Genomic DNA, 14342 nt, shown 5'->3' with positions numbered 1-14342 from the left:
CAAGATGCGGTCCATGTCCTACGACGCCGATGTGATCGTCATCGGGGCCGGCCTCGCCGGTCTCGTCGCCACCGCCGAGCTGGTCGACGCCGGCCGGTCCGTGATCCTCCTGGACCAGGAGCCCGAACAGTCCCTCGGCGGCCAGGCCCACTGGTCCTTCGGCGGGCTCTTCCTCGTCGACTCGCCCGAACAGCGCCGGCTGCGGATCAAGGACAGCCACGCGCTCGCCCTCCAGGACTGGATGGGCACCGCGGGCTTCGACCGCCCCGAGGACGACTGGGCCCGCCGCTGGGCGGAGGCGTACGTCGACTTCGCGGCCGGCGAGAAGCGCTCCTGGCTCCACGCGCGCGGGGTCCGCTTCTTCCCGGTCGTCGGCTGGGCCGAGCGCGGCGGCTACGACGCCAACGGGCACGGCAACTCCGTCCCCCGCTTCCACATCACCTGGGGCACCGGCCCCGGCCTCGTCGCCCCCTTCGAGGCGAAGGTCCGCGAGGGCGTCGCCCGCGGCCTCGTCACCTTCCGCTTCCGCCACCGCGTCACCTCGCTGGGCCGCACCGCCGGGGCCCTCGACACGGTCTCCGGCGAGGTCCTGGAGCCGTCGGACGCCGAGCGCGGCACCGCGAGCGGCAGGACCGTGACGGACACCTTCGAGCTGAGGGCCCAGGCGGTGATCGTCACCACCGGAGGCATCGGCGGCAACCACGACCTGGTCCGCGCCCAGTGGCCCGCCCGCCTGGGCACCCCGCCCGGGAAACTGCTCTCCGGCGTCCCCGCCCACGTGGACGGCCTGATGCTCGGCATCGCGGAGAAGGCCGGCGCCCGGCAGGTCAACCGCGACCGCATGTGGCACTACACCGAGGGCATCGAGAACTGGAACCCCATCTGGGCCCGGCACGGCATCCGCATCCTGCCCGGCCCTTCCTCCCTCTGGCTCGACGCCACCGGCAAGCGCCTCCCGGTGCCGCTCTTCCCCGGCTTCGACACCCTCGGCACCCTCGAACACATCATGCGGACCGGCCACGACCACACCTGGTTCGTCCTCGACAAGCGGATCATCGGCAAGGAGTTCGCCCTCTCCGGATCCGAGCAGAACCCCGACCTCACCGGCAAGTCCGTCCGTGACGTCCTCGGCCGCGCCCGCGCCGACGTCCCGGGTCCCGTACAGGCGTTCATGGACAAGGGCGCCGACTTCGTCGTCGAGGACGACCTGGCGGCCCTCGTCCGCGGCATGAACCGGGTCACCGGCCAGGACCTCGTCGACGAGGAGGTCGTCCGCCGCGAGGTGACGGCCCGCGACCGCGAGATCGCCAACCCCTTCACCAAGGACCTCCAGATCACCGCGGTCCGAGGCGCCCGCAGCTACCTGGGCGACCGCCTCATCCGCACCGCCGCCCCGCACCGCATCCTCGACCCCAAGGCCGGCCCGCTCATCGCGGTCCGCCTCAACATCCTCACCCGCAAGTCCCTCGGCGGCCTCCAGACCGACCTCTCCTCCCGGGTCCTCACCGACACCGGCGAACCCCTCCCCGGCCTGTACGCGGCCGGCGAGGCCGCCGGCTTCGGCGGCGGCGGCGTCCACGGCTACCGCTCCCTCGAAGGCACCTTCCTCGGCGGCTGCGTCTTCTCCGGCCGCGCGGCGGGCCGGGCGGCCGCCGCGGCGACGGCGTAGGGACGTCCGCACCGGCACGACCGGGAACGAGCCCCGCCACGGCCGGGAAGGGGCGCCCGCGGCGCCGGCACCGGCACGGCCGGATCGAGCCCCCGCACCCCCACGGCCGGGAACGCCCGCCCGGCCGCGGCGGTGCGTGGCGCGGGTCACAGGCCGAGCCCTTCGTGTCGCGGGCCCTCCGGCCGCCCAGGATGAGGCATGGATGTAGGCATCGCACTGCCCCAGTACGGCACCCACGCCCGCGCCGACCGCATCGCGGGCTTCGCGCGGGACGCCGAGGAGGCCGGCTTCGACTCGCTCTGGGCCGGCGACCGGGTCCTCACCCCGCTGGCCCCCAGTGACCTCTATCCCGGGCACACGCCGGAGAACCCGTACCCCCGCCAGTACCGGACCTTCCTCGACCCGCTGACCGTGCTCACCGTCGCCGCCGGCGCGACCACCCGCGCCCGGCTCGGCACCAGCACCCTCAACGGCCCCTGGTACCCGCCGGTGCTCCTCGCCCGCTCCCTCACCTCCCTCGACCAGGTCAGCGGCGGCCGCCTCGACGTCGGTCTCGGGCTCGGCTGGATGCGCGACGAGTACACGGCCGTCGGCGCCGACTTCGGCCGGCGCGGCGCCCTCCTCGACGAGCTGCTCGACGTCCTCCACGGCATCTGGACCCAGGAGGAGTTCGGCCACCGGGGCCCCCGCTGGACGATCCCCGCCTCGTCCGTCGGCCTCCGCCCCGTCCGGCCCGCCGGACCGCCCGTCCTCCTCGGCGGCTTCAGCCCCGCCGCCCTGCGCCGGGTCGGCCGCCGGGCCGCCGGCTGGGCCGGCGCCGTCCTGCCGCCCGGAGCGGCCGAGGCGCTGTGGGACGTGGCGCGCCGCGCCGCCGAGGAGGCGGGCCGCGACCCGGCGGCGCTGCGCCGCCGGATCCGCTGCAACCCCGCCCCCGGCGCCACGGCCGACTCGATCGCCGCCGTTCTCGACGGCGTGCGCGCCACCGGAGCCGACGGCTGCTTCGTCGACCTCCAGCAGGCGGTCGGCTCGCCGGACGAGGCCCTGGAGCTCGGGAGCGCGGTCCTGGGCCTGCTGCGGGGCTGAGCACGACGAAGGGCCCGGGCCTCTACGGGGCTGAGTACGACGTAGGGCCCGGCTCGCCGCAGGGTCGAGCACGACGAAGGGCCCCGGACCTCCGCAGGGGAGGTCCGGGGCCCTTCGCGGCACCGCCGGCGCTACACCAGCAGCGACAGCAGCAGCACGAACACCAGGGCCACCACCGAGATGATGGTCTCCATCACCGACCAGGTCTTGATCGTCTGGCCGACGTTCATGCCGAAGTACTCCTTCACCAGCCAGAAACCGGCGTCGTTGACGTGGCTGAAGAAGAGCGAACCGGCACCGATCGCCAGCACCAGGAGCGCCGTCTCACCGGTCGACATGCCCGCGGCCAGCGGGGCCACCAGGCCCGCCGCCGAGATCGTCGCGACCGTGGCGGAGCCCGTCGCGAGCCGGATGGCGACCGCGATCAGCCAGGCGAGGAGCAGCGCCGGGATCGACCAGTCCTGGGAGAACTCCAGGATCATCTGGCCGACGCCGATGTCGATCAGGGTCTGCTTGAAGCCGCCGCCCGCGCCGACGATCAGCAGCACGCCCGCGATCGGGGCGAGGGACTTGTCCACCGTGGAGGAGAGCCGCTCCTTGGTGAAGCCGGCCGCGCGGCCCAGCGTGAACAGGGCCACTATGACGGCGGCGAGCAGGGCGATCAGCGGCGAGCCGATGACGTCGGTGACCTTCTGCACGGCGTTCTCGGGGTCGTCGACCACGATGTCGACGAGCGCCTTCACCAGCATCAGGACGACCGGCAGCATGACGGTGGCGACCGTGACGCCGAAGCCGGGGCGCTTCTCCAGGTCCTCGGAGGGACGCGCCGGGATCATGTTCTCGGGCGGCTGGATGTCCACCCAGCGGGCCGCGTACCGGGAGAAGACCGGGCCCGCGATGATCACGGTCGGGATCGCGACGACCAGGCCGAGGGCGAGCGTCACGCCGAGGTTGGCGCCGACGGCGTCGATCGCGACGAGCGGGCCGGGGTGCGGCGGGATGAGCCCGTGCATCACCGACAGGCCGGCGAGGGCCGGGATGCCGATCCGCATCAGGGAGTAGTTGCCCCGCTTGGCGACCATCAGGACCACCGGGATCAGCAGCACGATGCCGACCTCGAAGAAGAGCGGCAGACCGATCACGGAGGCGATCAGCACCATCGCCCACGGCATGGAGCGCCTGCTCGCCTTCGCGAGGATCGTGTCGACGATCTGGTCGGCGCCGCCCGAGTCGGCGAGCAGCTTGCCGAGGATCGCGCCGAGCGCGATCAGCACGCCGACGCCCGCCACGGTGTTGCCGAGACCGGTGCTGAACGACTTGATGGTGTCCGCCAGCGGCGCCCCGGCGAACGCGCCGAGCGCGAGCGAGCCGATGGTCAGGGCCAGGAACGCGTGCAGCTTGAACTTGGTGATGAGCAGGACGATGACGGCGATGCCGGCGAGCACGGCGATGCCCAGCTGTGCGTTGCCCGCCGAGGTGATCGGTTCGGCGGCGTCCGCTGCCAGCATCTCGACGCTGAGACTGGTCACGGTGGGTCCCTTGGGGGTTTGAGGGGAGGGGCAGGAGGTGCGGAGGGGGCGGGAGGGGAGGTCGGAGGACGGGGGGACGGATCAGGACGAGCGGGATCAGAAGAGGGGGACGGGCCGGGCGAAGGCCCGCAGGGCCGCCACCGCCCGGGCGGCGATCTCCTCCGGGGTGCCCGAGACGTCGACCGCGACTCCGGCCTCGTCCTCCTCCAGCGGCTGGAGGGTGGCGAACTGCGAGTCGAGCAGCGCGGTGGGCATGAAGTGACCCTTGCGCGCCGCCATCCGGGACTCGATCAGCTCCCGGTCGCCGGTGAGGTGGAGGAAGACGACCCCGGGGGCGGCCGCGCGCAGCCGGTCCCGGTAGATCCGCTTCAGCGCGGAGCTGCTGACCACCCCGCCGAGCCCGGCCCGGCCGTGCGCCCAGGCGCCGATGGCGTCGAGCCACGGCTCCCGGTCGGCGTCGTCCAGCGGGACGCCGGCCGACATCTTGGCCACGTTGGCCGCCGGGTGGAAGTCGTCGCCCTCCGCGTACGGCAGGCCGAGGGCCTCGGCGACCAGCGGGCCGATCGTGGTCTTGCCGGTCCCGGCGACGCCCATGACGACGACGACCGGGGGAGCGGCGGTGTGGGGGGTGGAGCGCATGGGGGGTGCCTCGCTGTCTTCTTCGACATCGATCCGTCGCGCTCATGAAACCCATTGAGTACGACGTATTCAAGAGTCTGTGACATAAAAGTCATACTTTTAATTCCCCGCGGGCTCCCGCCCCTCCGTCACCCCGCTCCCCGCCCCGTTCCCGGTGTGATCAGCGGCCCGGCCCCGCATAGGCTGAGCACCATGACGACATCGGCCCAGGGGCTCCACTCGCACGTGCTCGCCACCCTGGGCCTGGCCATCACCGCGGGGGAGCACCCGCCCGGCACCGTGCTGCGCACCGACGAGCTCGCCCAGGACTTCGACGTCTCCCGGACGGTCGTCCGCGAGGTCGTCCGCGTCCTGGAGTCGATGCACCTGGTGGAGTCGCGGCGCCGGGTCGGCGTCACGGTGCTGCCCACCGAGAGCTGGAACGTGTACGACCCCCAGGTCATCCGCTGGCGCCTGGCCGGCGCCGACCGGCCCCGCCAGCTCCGCTCCCTCACCGTGCTGCGCTCCGCCGTCGAGCCCGTCGCCGCCGGTCTCGCCGCCCTGAACGCCACCCCCGCCCAGTGCCGCGAGCTGACCGAGCAGGCCCTCGGCATGGTCGCCACCTCGCGCGGCCGGCAGCTGGAGGGGTACCTCGTCCACGACATCGCCTTCCACCGGGTGGTCCTCAACGCGTCGGGGAACGAGATGTTCGCCCGCCTCGGCGACGTCGTCGCCGAGGTCCTCACCGGCCGCACCCACCACCACGTGATGTTCGAGGACCCCGACCCGGCCGCCGTCACCCTCCACGTCCAGGTCGCCGAGGCCGTACGGGAGCGGGACGCGGCCCGCGCGGAGGCGCTGACCCGCGAGATCGCCGTCGGCGCGCTCAAGGAGCTGGACGTCCTGGCTCCGTGACGGCCCCCGCCCGTCGCGCACGGGTCGTACGCCGTACAGCGCTGCGTAACCTCTGAACTAGCTCAAATACGGGCGTTCAGTGAATTCGCTCACAGTCAGTGAGCGCGCCTTGCCGTGAGGATGTCGGCTGGCCGTGCAGGGGCGACCCCCACGAAGGGACCCCGGGGCACGGCCGGGTACCGCACAGCCCCCACCCCCTCACGAAGGCGAACAACTCCATGAGTGACCGCGTCACCGCGGCCGAGCCGCTGTCCGCCGCACCGGCGAACACGGCCGCCTCCCCCCACGTCGACGCCGGCGACGCCGGATACCGCAAGGACCTCAAGTCCCGGCACATCAACATGATCGCCATCGGCGGCGCCATCGGCACGGGGCTCTTCCTCGGCGCCGGCGGCCGGATGGCCAGCGCCGGCCCCTCGCTCTTCATCGCGTACGCGGTCTGCGGCGTCTTCGCCTTCTTCGTGGTCCGGGCCCTCGGCGAGCTGGTGCTGTACCGCCCCTCCTCCGGCGCCTTCGTCTCCTACGCCCGTGAGTTCATGGGCGAGAAGGGCGCCTACACGGCCGGCTGGCTCTACTTCCTCAACTGGTCGACCACCGCCGTCGCCGACATCACCGCCGCGGCCACCTACGCCCACTTCTGGTCGATGTTCAGCGACGTCCCCCAGTGGATCCTCGCCCTGATCGCCCTCGCGGTCGTCCTCGCCGCCAACCTCATCTCGGTGAAGTACTTCGGCGAGATGGAGTTCTGGTTCGCGATCATCAAGGTCGCCGCGCTCGTCGCCTTCATGCTCGTCGGCATCTTCCTCGTCGTGACCTCCCACGACGTCGGCGGCTCCACCCCGGGCCTCGCCAACATCACCGACAACGGCGGCATCTTCCCCAACGGCATGATGCCGATGCTCCTGCTCATCCAGGGCGTCGTCTTCGCCTACGCCTCCGTCGAGCTCTGCGGCGTCGCCGCGGGCGAGACCGAGAACCCCGAGAAGATCATGCCGAAGGCGATCAACTCGATCATGTGGCGTGTCGGCCTCTTCTACGTCGGCTCCGTCGTCCTGCTCGCGCTGATCCTCCCGTACACCGCCTACTCCGGCGACCAGAGCCCCTTCGTCACCGTCTTCGACAAGCTGGGCATCCCCGGCGCCGCCGGCGTGATGAACCTCGTGGTCCTCACCGCCGCCCTCTCCAGCCTCAACTCCGGCCTGTACTCCACCGGCCGCATCCTGCGCTCCATGTCGCTGTCCGGTTCCGCGCCGAAGTTCACCGGCGTCATGAACAAGGGCGGCGTCCCCTACGGCGGCATCCTGCTCACCGCGGGCTTCGGCGTCGTCGGCGTGATCCTCAACGCCAGGATGCCCGAGGACGCCTTCGAGCTGGTCCTCAACTTCGCCTCCATCGGCATCATCGGCACCTGGGCCATGATCATGGTGTGCTCGCTGCTCTTCGTCCGCCGCGCCGAGCAGGGCGTGCTCGCCCGCCCCGCCTACCGGCTGCCCTGGGCCCCGTACACCCAGATCGTCACCCTGGTCTTCCTCGGCTCCGTCCTCGTCCTCATGTGGATGGACGGCGGCATCGGCCGCACCACCGTCAACTGCCTGCCGCTGATCGCCGCGGCCCTCGTCGGCGGCTGGTTCCTGGTCCGCGGCCGGGTCCGGGAGACCGCCGCGCGGCGGGACTGACCACCCACCCCCTCGAACTCCCCCCACGGGAGCGGCGGACCCTCGCAGGCACGGCCTGCGGGGGTCTCGCCTTTTATCGGGAGATAGTGGTACGCAGGAGGCTTACAAGATCCAGTCGGAGGAAGGGAAGTTCGCGATGCCGCAGCACGTCCAGGGGGTCATCGCCCCCGGCAGGAACGAATCGGTCCGTGTCGAGACCATCGTGATCCCCGATCCCGGCCCCGGTGAGGCCGTCGTGAGGATCCAGGCGTGCGGCGTATGCCACACCGATCTCCACTACAAGCAGGGCGGGATCAACGACGACTTCCCCTTCCTGCTCGGCCACGAGGCCGCCGGCACCGTCGAGTCGGTCGGCGAGGGCGTCACCGACGTCGCCCCCGGCGACTACGTGATCCTCAACTGGCGGGCCGTCTGCGGCCAGTGCCGCGCCTGCCGACGCGGCCGCCCCTGGTACTGCTTCGACACCCACAACGCGAAGCAGCGGATGACCCTGCTCGACGGCACCGAGCTCTCCCCGGCCCTCGGCATCGGCGCCTTCGCCGAGAAGACCCTCGTCGCCGCCGGCCAGTGCACCAAGGTCGATCCGGCCGTCGCCCCCGAGATCGCCGGCCTCCTCGGCTGCGGCGTGATGGCCGGCATCGGCGCCGCGATCAACACCGGGAACGTCTCCCGCGGCGACACCGTCGCCGTCATCGGCTGCGGAGGCGTCGGCGACGCCGCGATCGTCGGCGCCCGCCTCGCCGGAGCCGCGAAGATCATCGCCGTCGACATCGACGAGCGGAAACTGGCCAAGGCGCAGGAGATGGGCGCCACCCACACCGTCGACTCGCGCACCGCCGACCCCGTCGAGGCGATCCGCGAGCTCACCGGCGGCTTCGGCGCCGACGTCGTCATCGAGGCCGTCGGCCGCCCCGAGACCTACCGCCAGGCGTTCTACGCCCGCGACCTCGCCGGCACCGTCGTCCTCGTCGGCGTCCCCACCCCCGAGATGCAGCTCGAACTGCCCCTGCTCGACGTCTTCGGCCGCGGCGGCTCCCTCAAGTCCTCCTGGTACGGGGACTGCCTGCCGTCCCGCGACTTTCCGATGCTCATCGACCTGCACCGCCAGGGCCGCATCGACCTCGGCGCCTTCGTCACCGAGACCATCGCCCTCGACGAGGTCGAGAAGGCGTTCGCCCGCATGCACGAGGGCGACGTCCTCCGCTCGGTGGTGGTGCTGTGATGACCGCCCGCATCGACCACCTGGTCACCTCCGGCACCTTCAGCCTCGACGGCGGCACCTGGGAGGTCGACAACAACGTCTGGATCGTCGGCGACGACGACGAGGCGATCGTCATCGACGCCGCCCACGACCCCGCCGCGATCCTCGACGCCCTCGACGGCCGCACCCTGCGCGCCATCGTCTGCACCCACGCCCACGACGACCACGTCGGCGCCGCCCCCGCGCTCGCCGCCGCCACCGGCGCGCGCATCCTGCTCCACCCCGCCGACCAGCCGCTGTGGAAGCTCACCCACCCCGACCACACCCCCGACGGCGAGCTCGCCGACGGCCAGGTCCTCACCATCGCCGGCACCGACCTGAAGGTCCTCCACACCCCCGGCCACGCCCCCGGAGCGGTCTGTCTCCACGCCCCCGACCTGGGCACGGTCTTCACCGGCGACACCCTCTTCCAGGGCGGCCCCGGCGCCACCGGCCGGTCCTTCTCGGACTTCCCCACGATCGTCGACTCGATCCGCGAGAAGCTCCTGACCCTCCCGCCGGAGACGGTCGTCCGCACCGGCCACGGAGACTCCACCACCATCGGCGCCGAAGCCCCGCACCTGGAGGAGTGGCTCAAGCGGGGCCACTGAGCGACAGGCGGCTCACGAACCGCCGTTCCTCGCCCGTGAACGGGTCGGTGAACTCCAGCGCCCGCGCCAGCAGACGCAGCGGCCGCCGGTAGTCCTCCGGCCCGTCCTCACGCACCACCGGATAGAGCGGATCGTCCAGGATCGGCAGCCCCAGCGCGTTCATGTGCACCCGCAGCTGGTGCGTCTTCCCGGTCTCCGGAAGCAGCCGGTACCGCCCGAAGGCGCCCAGCCGCTCCACCAGCTCGATCCGGCTCACCGCGTTCGGCTCGCCCGGGACCTCCCGGGCGGCCAGCACGCCCCGCTCCTTCTCGATCCGGCTCCGCACCGTCACCGGCAGCTCCACGCCCGGGTCGAACGGCGCCAGCGCCTCGTACTCCTTGCGCACCCGCCGCTCCTTGAACAGCAGCTGGTACGCCCCCCGGTCCCCGGGCCGCACCACGCAGAGCACCAGCCCCGCCGTCAGCCGGTCCAGGCGGTGCGCCGGCTGGAGCGCCGGCAGGCCGAGCCCGGCCCGCAGCCGCGCCACCGCCGTCTCCGTCACATGCCGTCCGCGCGGGGTCGTCGCCAGGAAGTGCGGCTTGTCCGCGACCAGGATCCGCTCGTCCCGGTACACCACCCCGATCTCGAACGGCACCCGCTCCTCGGGCGCCAGATCCCGGTGGAACCACAGCCACCGCCCCGGCTCGTACGGCTCCGAGGCCGCCGCCGCCCGCCCGTCGGCCCCGACGAACCGCCCCGCGTCCAGCATCGCGCCGAGCCGCTCCGCGCCCACGGCCGCCCCGTACCGCCCGAGCAGATACGCCCCCACGGTCGGCCAGACCCCCTCGGGATCCTCCGGCAGCCGGAGCCGTACGGGATCGATCCCGTCCCGCTGCGGCAGCGGCGCGGCCGGCACCCTCTTCCTTCGCACCGCTCCACCTCACCGTCGTCCGCCGTACCGGAGGGGGGTCCCGGCACGCAGAAGTCCCGGCCGAGAGATCTCGACCGGGACTTCAACTGGTGTCCGAGGGGGGACTTGAACCCCCACGCCCGATAAAGGGCACTAGCACCTCAAGCTAGCGCGTCTGCCATTCCGCCACCCGGACAGGGTGTGTGTCTCGCGGCCCTGGGCCGTTCCGACGAGGAAAACCATAGCAAACATTCGGGGTGGCCCATCACCACCCCCTCACCCGCCCCACCGGCCCCTCCCGCCCCGCCGGCGCCCCCGTCTCGGCATGTGTCGGGGGTGTGTCGGCCGGTGGACGCCCTTGCGCCGCCGGGGCGGGAGCGCGGGAGGATGGGGACGACCACCAGCAAGCATGGGGGGCACGTCGTGGGAGGAAGCAGCGTGAGCGAGTCGAACACCGGCCGGACCGTCTCGGGTGAGGACGAGGTCGTCGACCTCTGCCGGGACCTCATCCGCATCGACACCAGCAACTACGGCGACCACTCCGGCCCCGGCGAGCGGGCCGCCGCCGAGTACGTCGCCGAGAAGCTCGCCGAGGTGGGCCTCGACCCGAAGATCATCGAGTCGCACAAGGGCCGCGCCTCCACGGTCGCCCGCATCGAGGGCGAGGACCCGTCCCGGCCCGCGCTCCTCATCCACGGGCACACCGACGTCGTCCCGGCCAACGCCGAGGACTGGACGCACCACCCCTTCTCCGGCGAGGTCGCCGACGGCTGCGTCTGGGGCCGCGGCGCCGTCGACATGAAGGACATGGACGCGATGACCCTCGCGGTCGTCCGCGACCGGCTGCGCAGCGGCCGCAAGCCCCCGCGCGACATCGTCCTCGCCTTCCTCGCCGACGAGGAGGCCGGCGGCACCTACGGCGCCCGCCACCTGGTCGACAAGCACCGCGGCCTCTTCGACGGCGTCACCGAGGCGATCGGCGAGGTCGGCGGCTTCTCCTTCACCGTCAACGAGAACCTGCGCCTCTACCTGGTCGAGACCGCCCAGAAGGGCATGCACTGGATGCGGCTCACCGTCGAGGGCACGGCGGGGCACGGCTCGATGACCAACTCCGACAACGCCATCACCGAGCTGTGCGAGGCCGTCGGCCGGCTCGGCCGCCACCAGTGGCCGGTCCGCGTCACCAAGACCGTCCGCAGCTTCCTCGACGAGCTCTCCGACGCCCTCGGCACCCCGCTCGACCCGGAGGACATGGAGGCCACCCTGGCCAAGCTCGGCGGCATCGCCAAGATGGTCGGCGCCACCCTGCGCAACTCCGCCGCCCCCACCATGCTCGGGGCCGGCTACAAGGTGAACGTGATCCCCGGCCAGGCCACCGCCCACGTCGACGGCCGCTTCCTCCCCGGCTACGAGCAGGAGTTCCTGGCCGACCTCGACCGGATCCTCGGCCCCCGGGTGAAGCGCGAGGACGTCCACGGCGACAAGGCCCTGGAGACCAGCTTCGACGGCGCCCTGGTGGACGCCATGCAGGTCGCCCTGCGCGCCGAGGACCCGATCGCCCGCGCCGTCCCGTACATGCTCTCCGGCGGCACCGACGCCAAGTCCTTCGACGACCTCGGCATCCGCTGCTTCGGCTTCGCCCCGCTCCAGCTGCCGCCGGAGCTCGACTTCGCCGGCATGTTCCACGGCGTCGACGAGCGCGTCCCCGTCGACGGCCTGAAGTTCGGCGTGCGCGTCCTGGACCGCTTCATCGACGCCTGCTGATCCGGGGCCCGGGCGCCGCCGTAATCGACAGCGCGTTTGCCCGTGCCCGGAAAGAGTGAATGCACCCGGGGGCTCGTAGCCCCCTCCGTTCCCCCTCGTTACAGGTGTTGCGGTCCGCGGCTGGGGCCGCACTTGTCAACTAGGAGGAATAATGATCAAGAAGGTCGTCGCTGCTGCGGCTGCCACCGGCGGTCTCGTTCTCGCGGGCGCGGGCATGGCCGTCGCCGACGCGGGTGCCCAGGGTGCGGCCATCGGTTCCCCCGGTGTCCTCTCGGGCAACGTCGTGCAGGTCCCGGTTCACGTTCCCGTGAACGTCTGCGGCAACACGGTCTCCGTGATCGGCCTGCTGAACCCCGCCTTCGGCAACACCTGCGTCAACGCCTGACGTTGTGCCCCGCCCCTTGAGGGCGTGAGCCGTCCGGCCCCGGAGTGCGTGCCATGCACTCCGGGGCCGGTGGCGATTTCCGCCCCGGGCACGGGCCCGGTGGCCCTCACTCCAAGCCGATCAGGCGACATCGCCGAGAAGGCAGGTAAGCAAGCTATGCGACAGGTCACGCGCAAGAGCATCATCACCGTCGCGGCGGCCGGAGGCGTCCTCGCGCTCGGCGGCGGCATCGCCCAGGCGGATTCCGGTGCGAGCGGCACGTCCGCGAACTCACCCGGCGTCGCGTCCGGGAACACCGTGCAGGTCCCGGTCCACGCCCCGGTCAACGCCTGCGGCAACACCGTGAACGTGGTCGGGGTGCTCAACCCGGCGATGGGCAACTCCTGCGCGAACATCCCCTCGCAGGCCGGACGCGGAGCGTCCGGCGACGCGCGGGCGAGCGACTCCCCGGGCGTGGCCTCCGGCAACACGGTGGTGGTGCCGGTCGACGTGCCCGTGAACGTGTGCGGCAACAGCGTCACGGGCATCGGCCTCGGCAACGCCGCCGCGGGCAACGACTGCGCGAACGGCGGGAACCCCGACACCGGCTACGGCGAGGAGGAGCCGGGCGGGTACGGCGAGGAGCCCGAGACGCCCGGCACGCCGGGCACCCCCGGGACCCCCGGCACGCCTGGTACTCCGGGCACTCCCGGTACGCCGGGGACTCCGGGCACCCCCGGTACGCCGGGGACTCCCGGGACCCCCGGCACTCCCGGCACTCCCGGCACTCCCGGCACTCCCGGTACGCCGGGGACCCCCGGGACCCCGGGTACGCCCGGCACTCCCGGTGTGCCGCCCGGCTCGGACGGCGGGACGAACCAGCCCGGCCCGCAGCTCACGCCGCCCCCGGCCTCGCCGGACGAGCTCGCCGAGACCGGATCCTCCGCGCCGCTCGGCGTCATCGTGCCGGCCGCCGCGGGCATGCTCCTCGCGGGCTCGCTGGTCTACCGCCGCACCCGTCGCCGCGCCTGAACCGGACCGGCCGGAACGCGAAGGGGCCCCGCACGCGCGGGGCCCCTTTCGCGTCCGTCACCAGGTCGCGCGGATCTGACGGATGATCCGCCGCTTCAGCCGCACTCTGCGGCTGCCGTCCCGGCGCAGGGTGAGGCGGTCCAACTCCCAGTGCCCGTACTCGGCATGGTCCGTAAGAAGCCGCGCGGTCTCCTTGCGGGAGACGCCACGCGGCACGTACACGTCGACAAATTCGTATTCCGGCATCGCATCTATTGTGCGGGCACCTGCCCGGTACGGATAGCGTCTGTCCCATGTCTGATGCTGCGCAGCCCACCGCTGCCGAGGTACGTGCCGCCGCAGAGGCGGTCAAGACCGCACTGGACCGCCACCTCGCGGCGGTCGAACGCCGCACGGGGGACGACGACACGGCCGTGTACGAGGCGTTCAACGCCCTCGCCGCGGCCGCCGAGACCTATGACGAACTCCTCTACGACCGCTACGACGAGGTGACCCCCTTCGAGATCCCCGGGGCCGACGACGGGCTGCCCCCCTACGCCGGACCTGACGAACCGCATGCCCTCAGCGTGCTCATCCGCCGCGACTACGCCGTGGCCGAGCCGCGTCGGCTCGTGGCCCAGGCCCGGCTCGTCGCCGACCTCGACCACGACGAGGACGGACCCCGCGGCACCGCCGCCGCGCTCGGGGTCCTCTTCGGGGAGTACGAACCCGACGAGATCGCCTCCCGGCACAAGGAGTTCGGCCTGGAGGAGGGCGACTCCACCCTCTGGGTCACCGCCGCCGGGGACCTCCCGGAGCCGGGGGAGTGGCTCGCCGCCCCCTTTGAGCAGGCCGATCCGGAGCGGATCGTCTGCCGCTTCGACATCAGCTCCGTCTTCGACGACGAGGACGACGAGGAGGGAGGCGGGACGGCCCACGCGGGACAGGACGGGGGCACCGACCGCTGACACGC

14 protein-coding genes and 1 tRNA gene are annotated in these 14342 nt (G+C 72.5%); 10 read left to right on the top strand and 5 right to left on the bottom strand.

Going from position 1 to position 14342, the window contains the following annotated elements:
* Positions 1-13: 13 nt before the first annotated feature.
* Together ACFVU3_RS37265 and ACFVU3_RS37260 are read left to right on the top strand one after the other, a co-directional pair.
* Entirely contained in the window at positions 14-1669 is a 1656-nt protein-coding gene (locus ACFVU3_RS37265) for an FAD-binding dehydrogenase (RefSeq protein ID WP_390073225.1), read from the top strand.
* A gap of 198 nt (positions 1670-1867) precedes the next feature.
* Entirely contained in the window at positions 1868-2752 is an 885-nt protein-coding gene (locus tag ACFVU3_RS37260; protein WP_390073224.1) for a TIGR03619 family F420-dependent LLM class oxidoreductase, read from the top strand.
* A 131-nt stretch (positions 2753-2883) separates the two neighbouring features.
* Here the strand turns inward: ACFVU3_RS37260 and ACFVU3_RS37255 are convergent, their stop codons facing one another.
* Together ACFVU3_RS37255 and ACFVU3_RS37250 are read right to left on the bottom strand one after the other, a co-directional pair.
* Positions 2884-4281, bottom strand: coding sequence for a gluconate:H+ symporter (locus ACFVU3_RS37255; protein WP_390073223.1), 1398 nt, complete (start codon positions 4279-4281; stop codon positions 2884-2886).
* A gap of 96 nt (positions 4282-4377) precedes the next feature.
* On the bottom strand, positions 4378-4920 hold the full coding sequence (locus ACFVU3_RS37250) for a gluconokinase (protein ID WP_390073222.1): 543 nt from the start codon (positions 4918-4920) through the stop codon (positions 4378-4380).
* Between the two features lie 192 nt (positions 4921-5112).
* Here ACFVU3_RS37250 and ACFVU3_RS37245 point away from each other — a divergent pair, with 192 nt between their 5' ends.
* The 4 genes from ACFVU3_RS37245 to ACFVU3_RS37230 all read left to right on the top strand — a co-directional run bounded on the left by ACFVU3_RS37245 (position 5113) and on the right by ACFVU3_RS37230 (position 9341).
* Positions 5113-5814, top strand: coding sequence for a FadR/GntR family transcriptional regulator (locus ACFVU3_RS37245; RefSeq protein WP_390073221.1), 702 nt, complete (start codon positions 5113-5115; stop codon positions 5812-5814).
* 218 nt (positions 5815-6032) lie between these two features.
* Positions 6033-7490: an amino acid permease gene (locus ACFVU3_RS37240; RefSeq protein WP_390073220.1), complete on the top strand. Its 1458-nt coding sequence runs from the start codon at positions 6033-6035 to the stop codon at positions 7488-7490.
* Positions 7491-7626: 136 nt separating this feature from the next.
* On the top strand, positions 7627-8712 hold the full coding sequence (locus tag ACFVU3_RS37235; protein ID WP_390073219.1) for an S-(hydroxymethyl)mycothiol dehydrogenase: 1086 nt from the start codon (positions 7627-7629) through the stop codon (positions 8710-8712).
* Positions 8712-9341 (top strand): MBL fold metallo-hydrolase, encoded by a 630-nt coding sequence (locus ACFVU3_RS37230; RefSeq protein WP_390073218.1) that lies wholly within the window; start codon positions 8712-8714, stop codon positions 9339-9341. The genes ACFVU3_RS37235 and ACFVU3_RS37230 overlap by 1 nt, the downstream gene beginning before the upstream one ends.
* On the opposite strand, the gene ACFVU3_RS37225 is transcribed toward ACFVU3_RS37230, so the two are convergent.
* A complete protein-coding gene (locus tag ACFVU3_RS37225; RefSeq protein WP_390073217.1) occupies positions 9325-10251 on the bottom strand; it encodes an RluA family pseudouridine synthase in 927 nt (308 codons plus the stop codon). The two genes, ACFVU3_RS37230 and ACFVU3_RS37225, sit on opposite strands and share 17 nt — an antisense overlap.
* Positions 10252-10338: 87 nt before the next feature.
* A tRNA-Leu gene (locus ACFVU3_RS37220) sits at positions 10339-10426 on the bottom strand.
* A 242-nt stretch (positions 10427-10668) separates the two neighbouring features.
* On the opposite strand from ACFVU3_RS37220, the gene ACFVU3_RS37215 reads away from it, so the two are divergent.
* The 3 genes from ACFVU3_RS37215 (at position 10669) to ACFVU3_RS37205 (ending at position 13390) form a co-directional block, all read left to right on the top strand.
* Entirely contained in the window at positions 10669-11994 is a 1326-nt protein-coding gene (locus ACFVU3_RS37215; RefSeq protein WP_390073216.1) for a M20/M25/M40 family metallo-hydrolase, read from the top strand.
* Between the two features lie 151 nt (positions 11995-12145).
* Entirely contained in the window at positions 12146-12379 is a 234-nt protein-coding gene (gene chpH, locus ACFVU3_RS37210; RefSeq protein ID WP_015032475.1) for a chaplin ChpH, read from the top strand.
* A 156-nt stretch (positions 12380-12535) separates the two neighbouring features.
* The gene (locus ACFVU3_RS37205) at positions 12536-13390 is read left to right on the top strand and encodes a chaplin (RefSeq protein ID WP_390073215.1); all 855 of its coding nucleotides are present in this window, start codon (positions 12536-12538) and stop codon (positions 13388-13390) included.
* Positions 13391-13447: 57 nt separating this feature from the next.
* Here the strand turns inward: ACFVU3_RS37205 and ACFVU3_RS37200 are convergent, their stop codons facing one another.
* Entirely contained in the window at positions 13448-13636 is a 189-nt protein-coding gene (locus tag ACFVU3_RS37200) for a DUF5703 family protein (RefSeq protein WP_319013159.1), read from the bottom strand.
* Positions 13637-13683: 47 nt separating this feature from the next.
* On the opposite strand from ACFVU3_RS37200, the gene ACFVU3_RS37195 reads away from it, so the two are divergent.
* Entirely contained in the window at positions 13684-14337 is a 654-nt protein-coding gene (locus ACFVU3_RS37195) for a hypothetical protein (RefSeq protein WP_390073214.1), read from the top strand.
* The last annotated feature ends 5 nt before the right edge of the window (positions 14338-14342 follow it).

The organism is Streptomyces sp. NPDC058052 (assembly GCF_042885515.1).
Classification (GTDB): domain Bacteria; phylum Actinomycetota; class Actinomycetes; order Streptomycetales; family Streptomycetaceae; genus Streptomyces.
The sequence above is the reverse complement of the archived record's forward strand: the minus strand, read 5'-3'. Positions and strand labels throughout refer to the sequence as shown.

Bases quoted from the DNA above. Each gene is read 5' to 3' on its own strand.
- ACFVU3_RS37265 (WP_390073225.1), top strand. From the start codon at position 14: ATGTCCTACGACGCCGATGTGATCGTCATCGGGGCCGGCCTCGCCGGT.
- ACFVU3_RS37260 (WP_390073224.1), top strand. From the start codon at position 1,868: ATGGATGTAGGCATCGCACTGCCCCAGTACGGCACCCACGCCCGCGCC.
- ACFVU3_RS37250 (WP_390073222.1), bottom strand. From the start codon at position 4,920: ATGCGCTCCACCCCCCACACCGCCGCTCCCCCGGTCGTCGTCGTCATG.
- ACFVU3_RS37245 (WP_390073221.1), top strand. From the start codon at position 5,113: ATGACGACATCGGCCCAGGGGCTCCACTCGCACGTGCTCGCCACCCTG.
- ACFVU3_RS37240 (WP_390073220.1), top strand. From the start codon at position 6,033: ATGAGTGACCGCGTCACCGCGGCCGAGCCGCTGTCCGCCGCACCGGCG.
- ACFVU3_RS37235 (WP_390073219.1), top strand. From the start codon at position 7,627: ATGCCGCAGCACGTCCAGGGGGTCATCGCCCCCGGCAGGAACGAATCG.
- ACFVU3_RS37230 (WP_390073218.1), top strand. From the start codon at position 8,712: ATGACCGCCCGCATCGACCACCTGGTCACCTCCGGCACCTTCAGCCTC.
- chpH (WP_015032475.1), top strand. From the start codon at position 12,146: ATGATCAAGAAGGTCGTCGCTGCTGCGGCTGCCACCGGCGGTCTCGTT.
- ACFVU3_RS37205 (WP_390073215.1), top strand. From the start codon at position 12,536: ATGCGACAGGTCACGCGCAAGAGCATCATCACCGTCGCGGCGGCCGGA.
- ACFVU3_RS37200 (WP_319013159.1), bottom strand. From the start codon at position 13,636: ATGCCGGAATACGAATTTGTCGACGTGTACGTGCCGCGTGGCGTCTCC.
- ACFVU3_RS37195 (WP_390073214.1), top strand. From the start codon at position 13,684: ATGTCTGATGCTGCGCAGCCCACCGCTGCCGAGGTACGTGCCGCCGCA.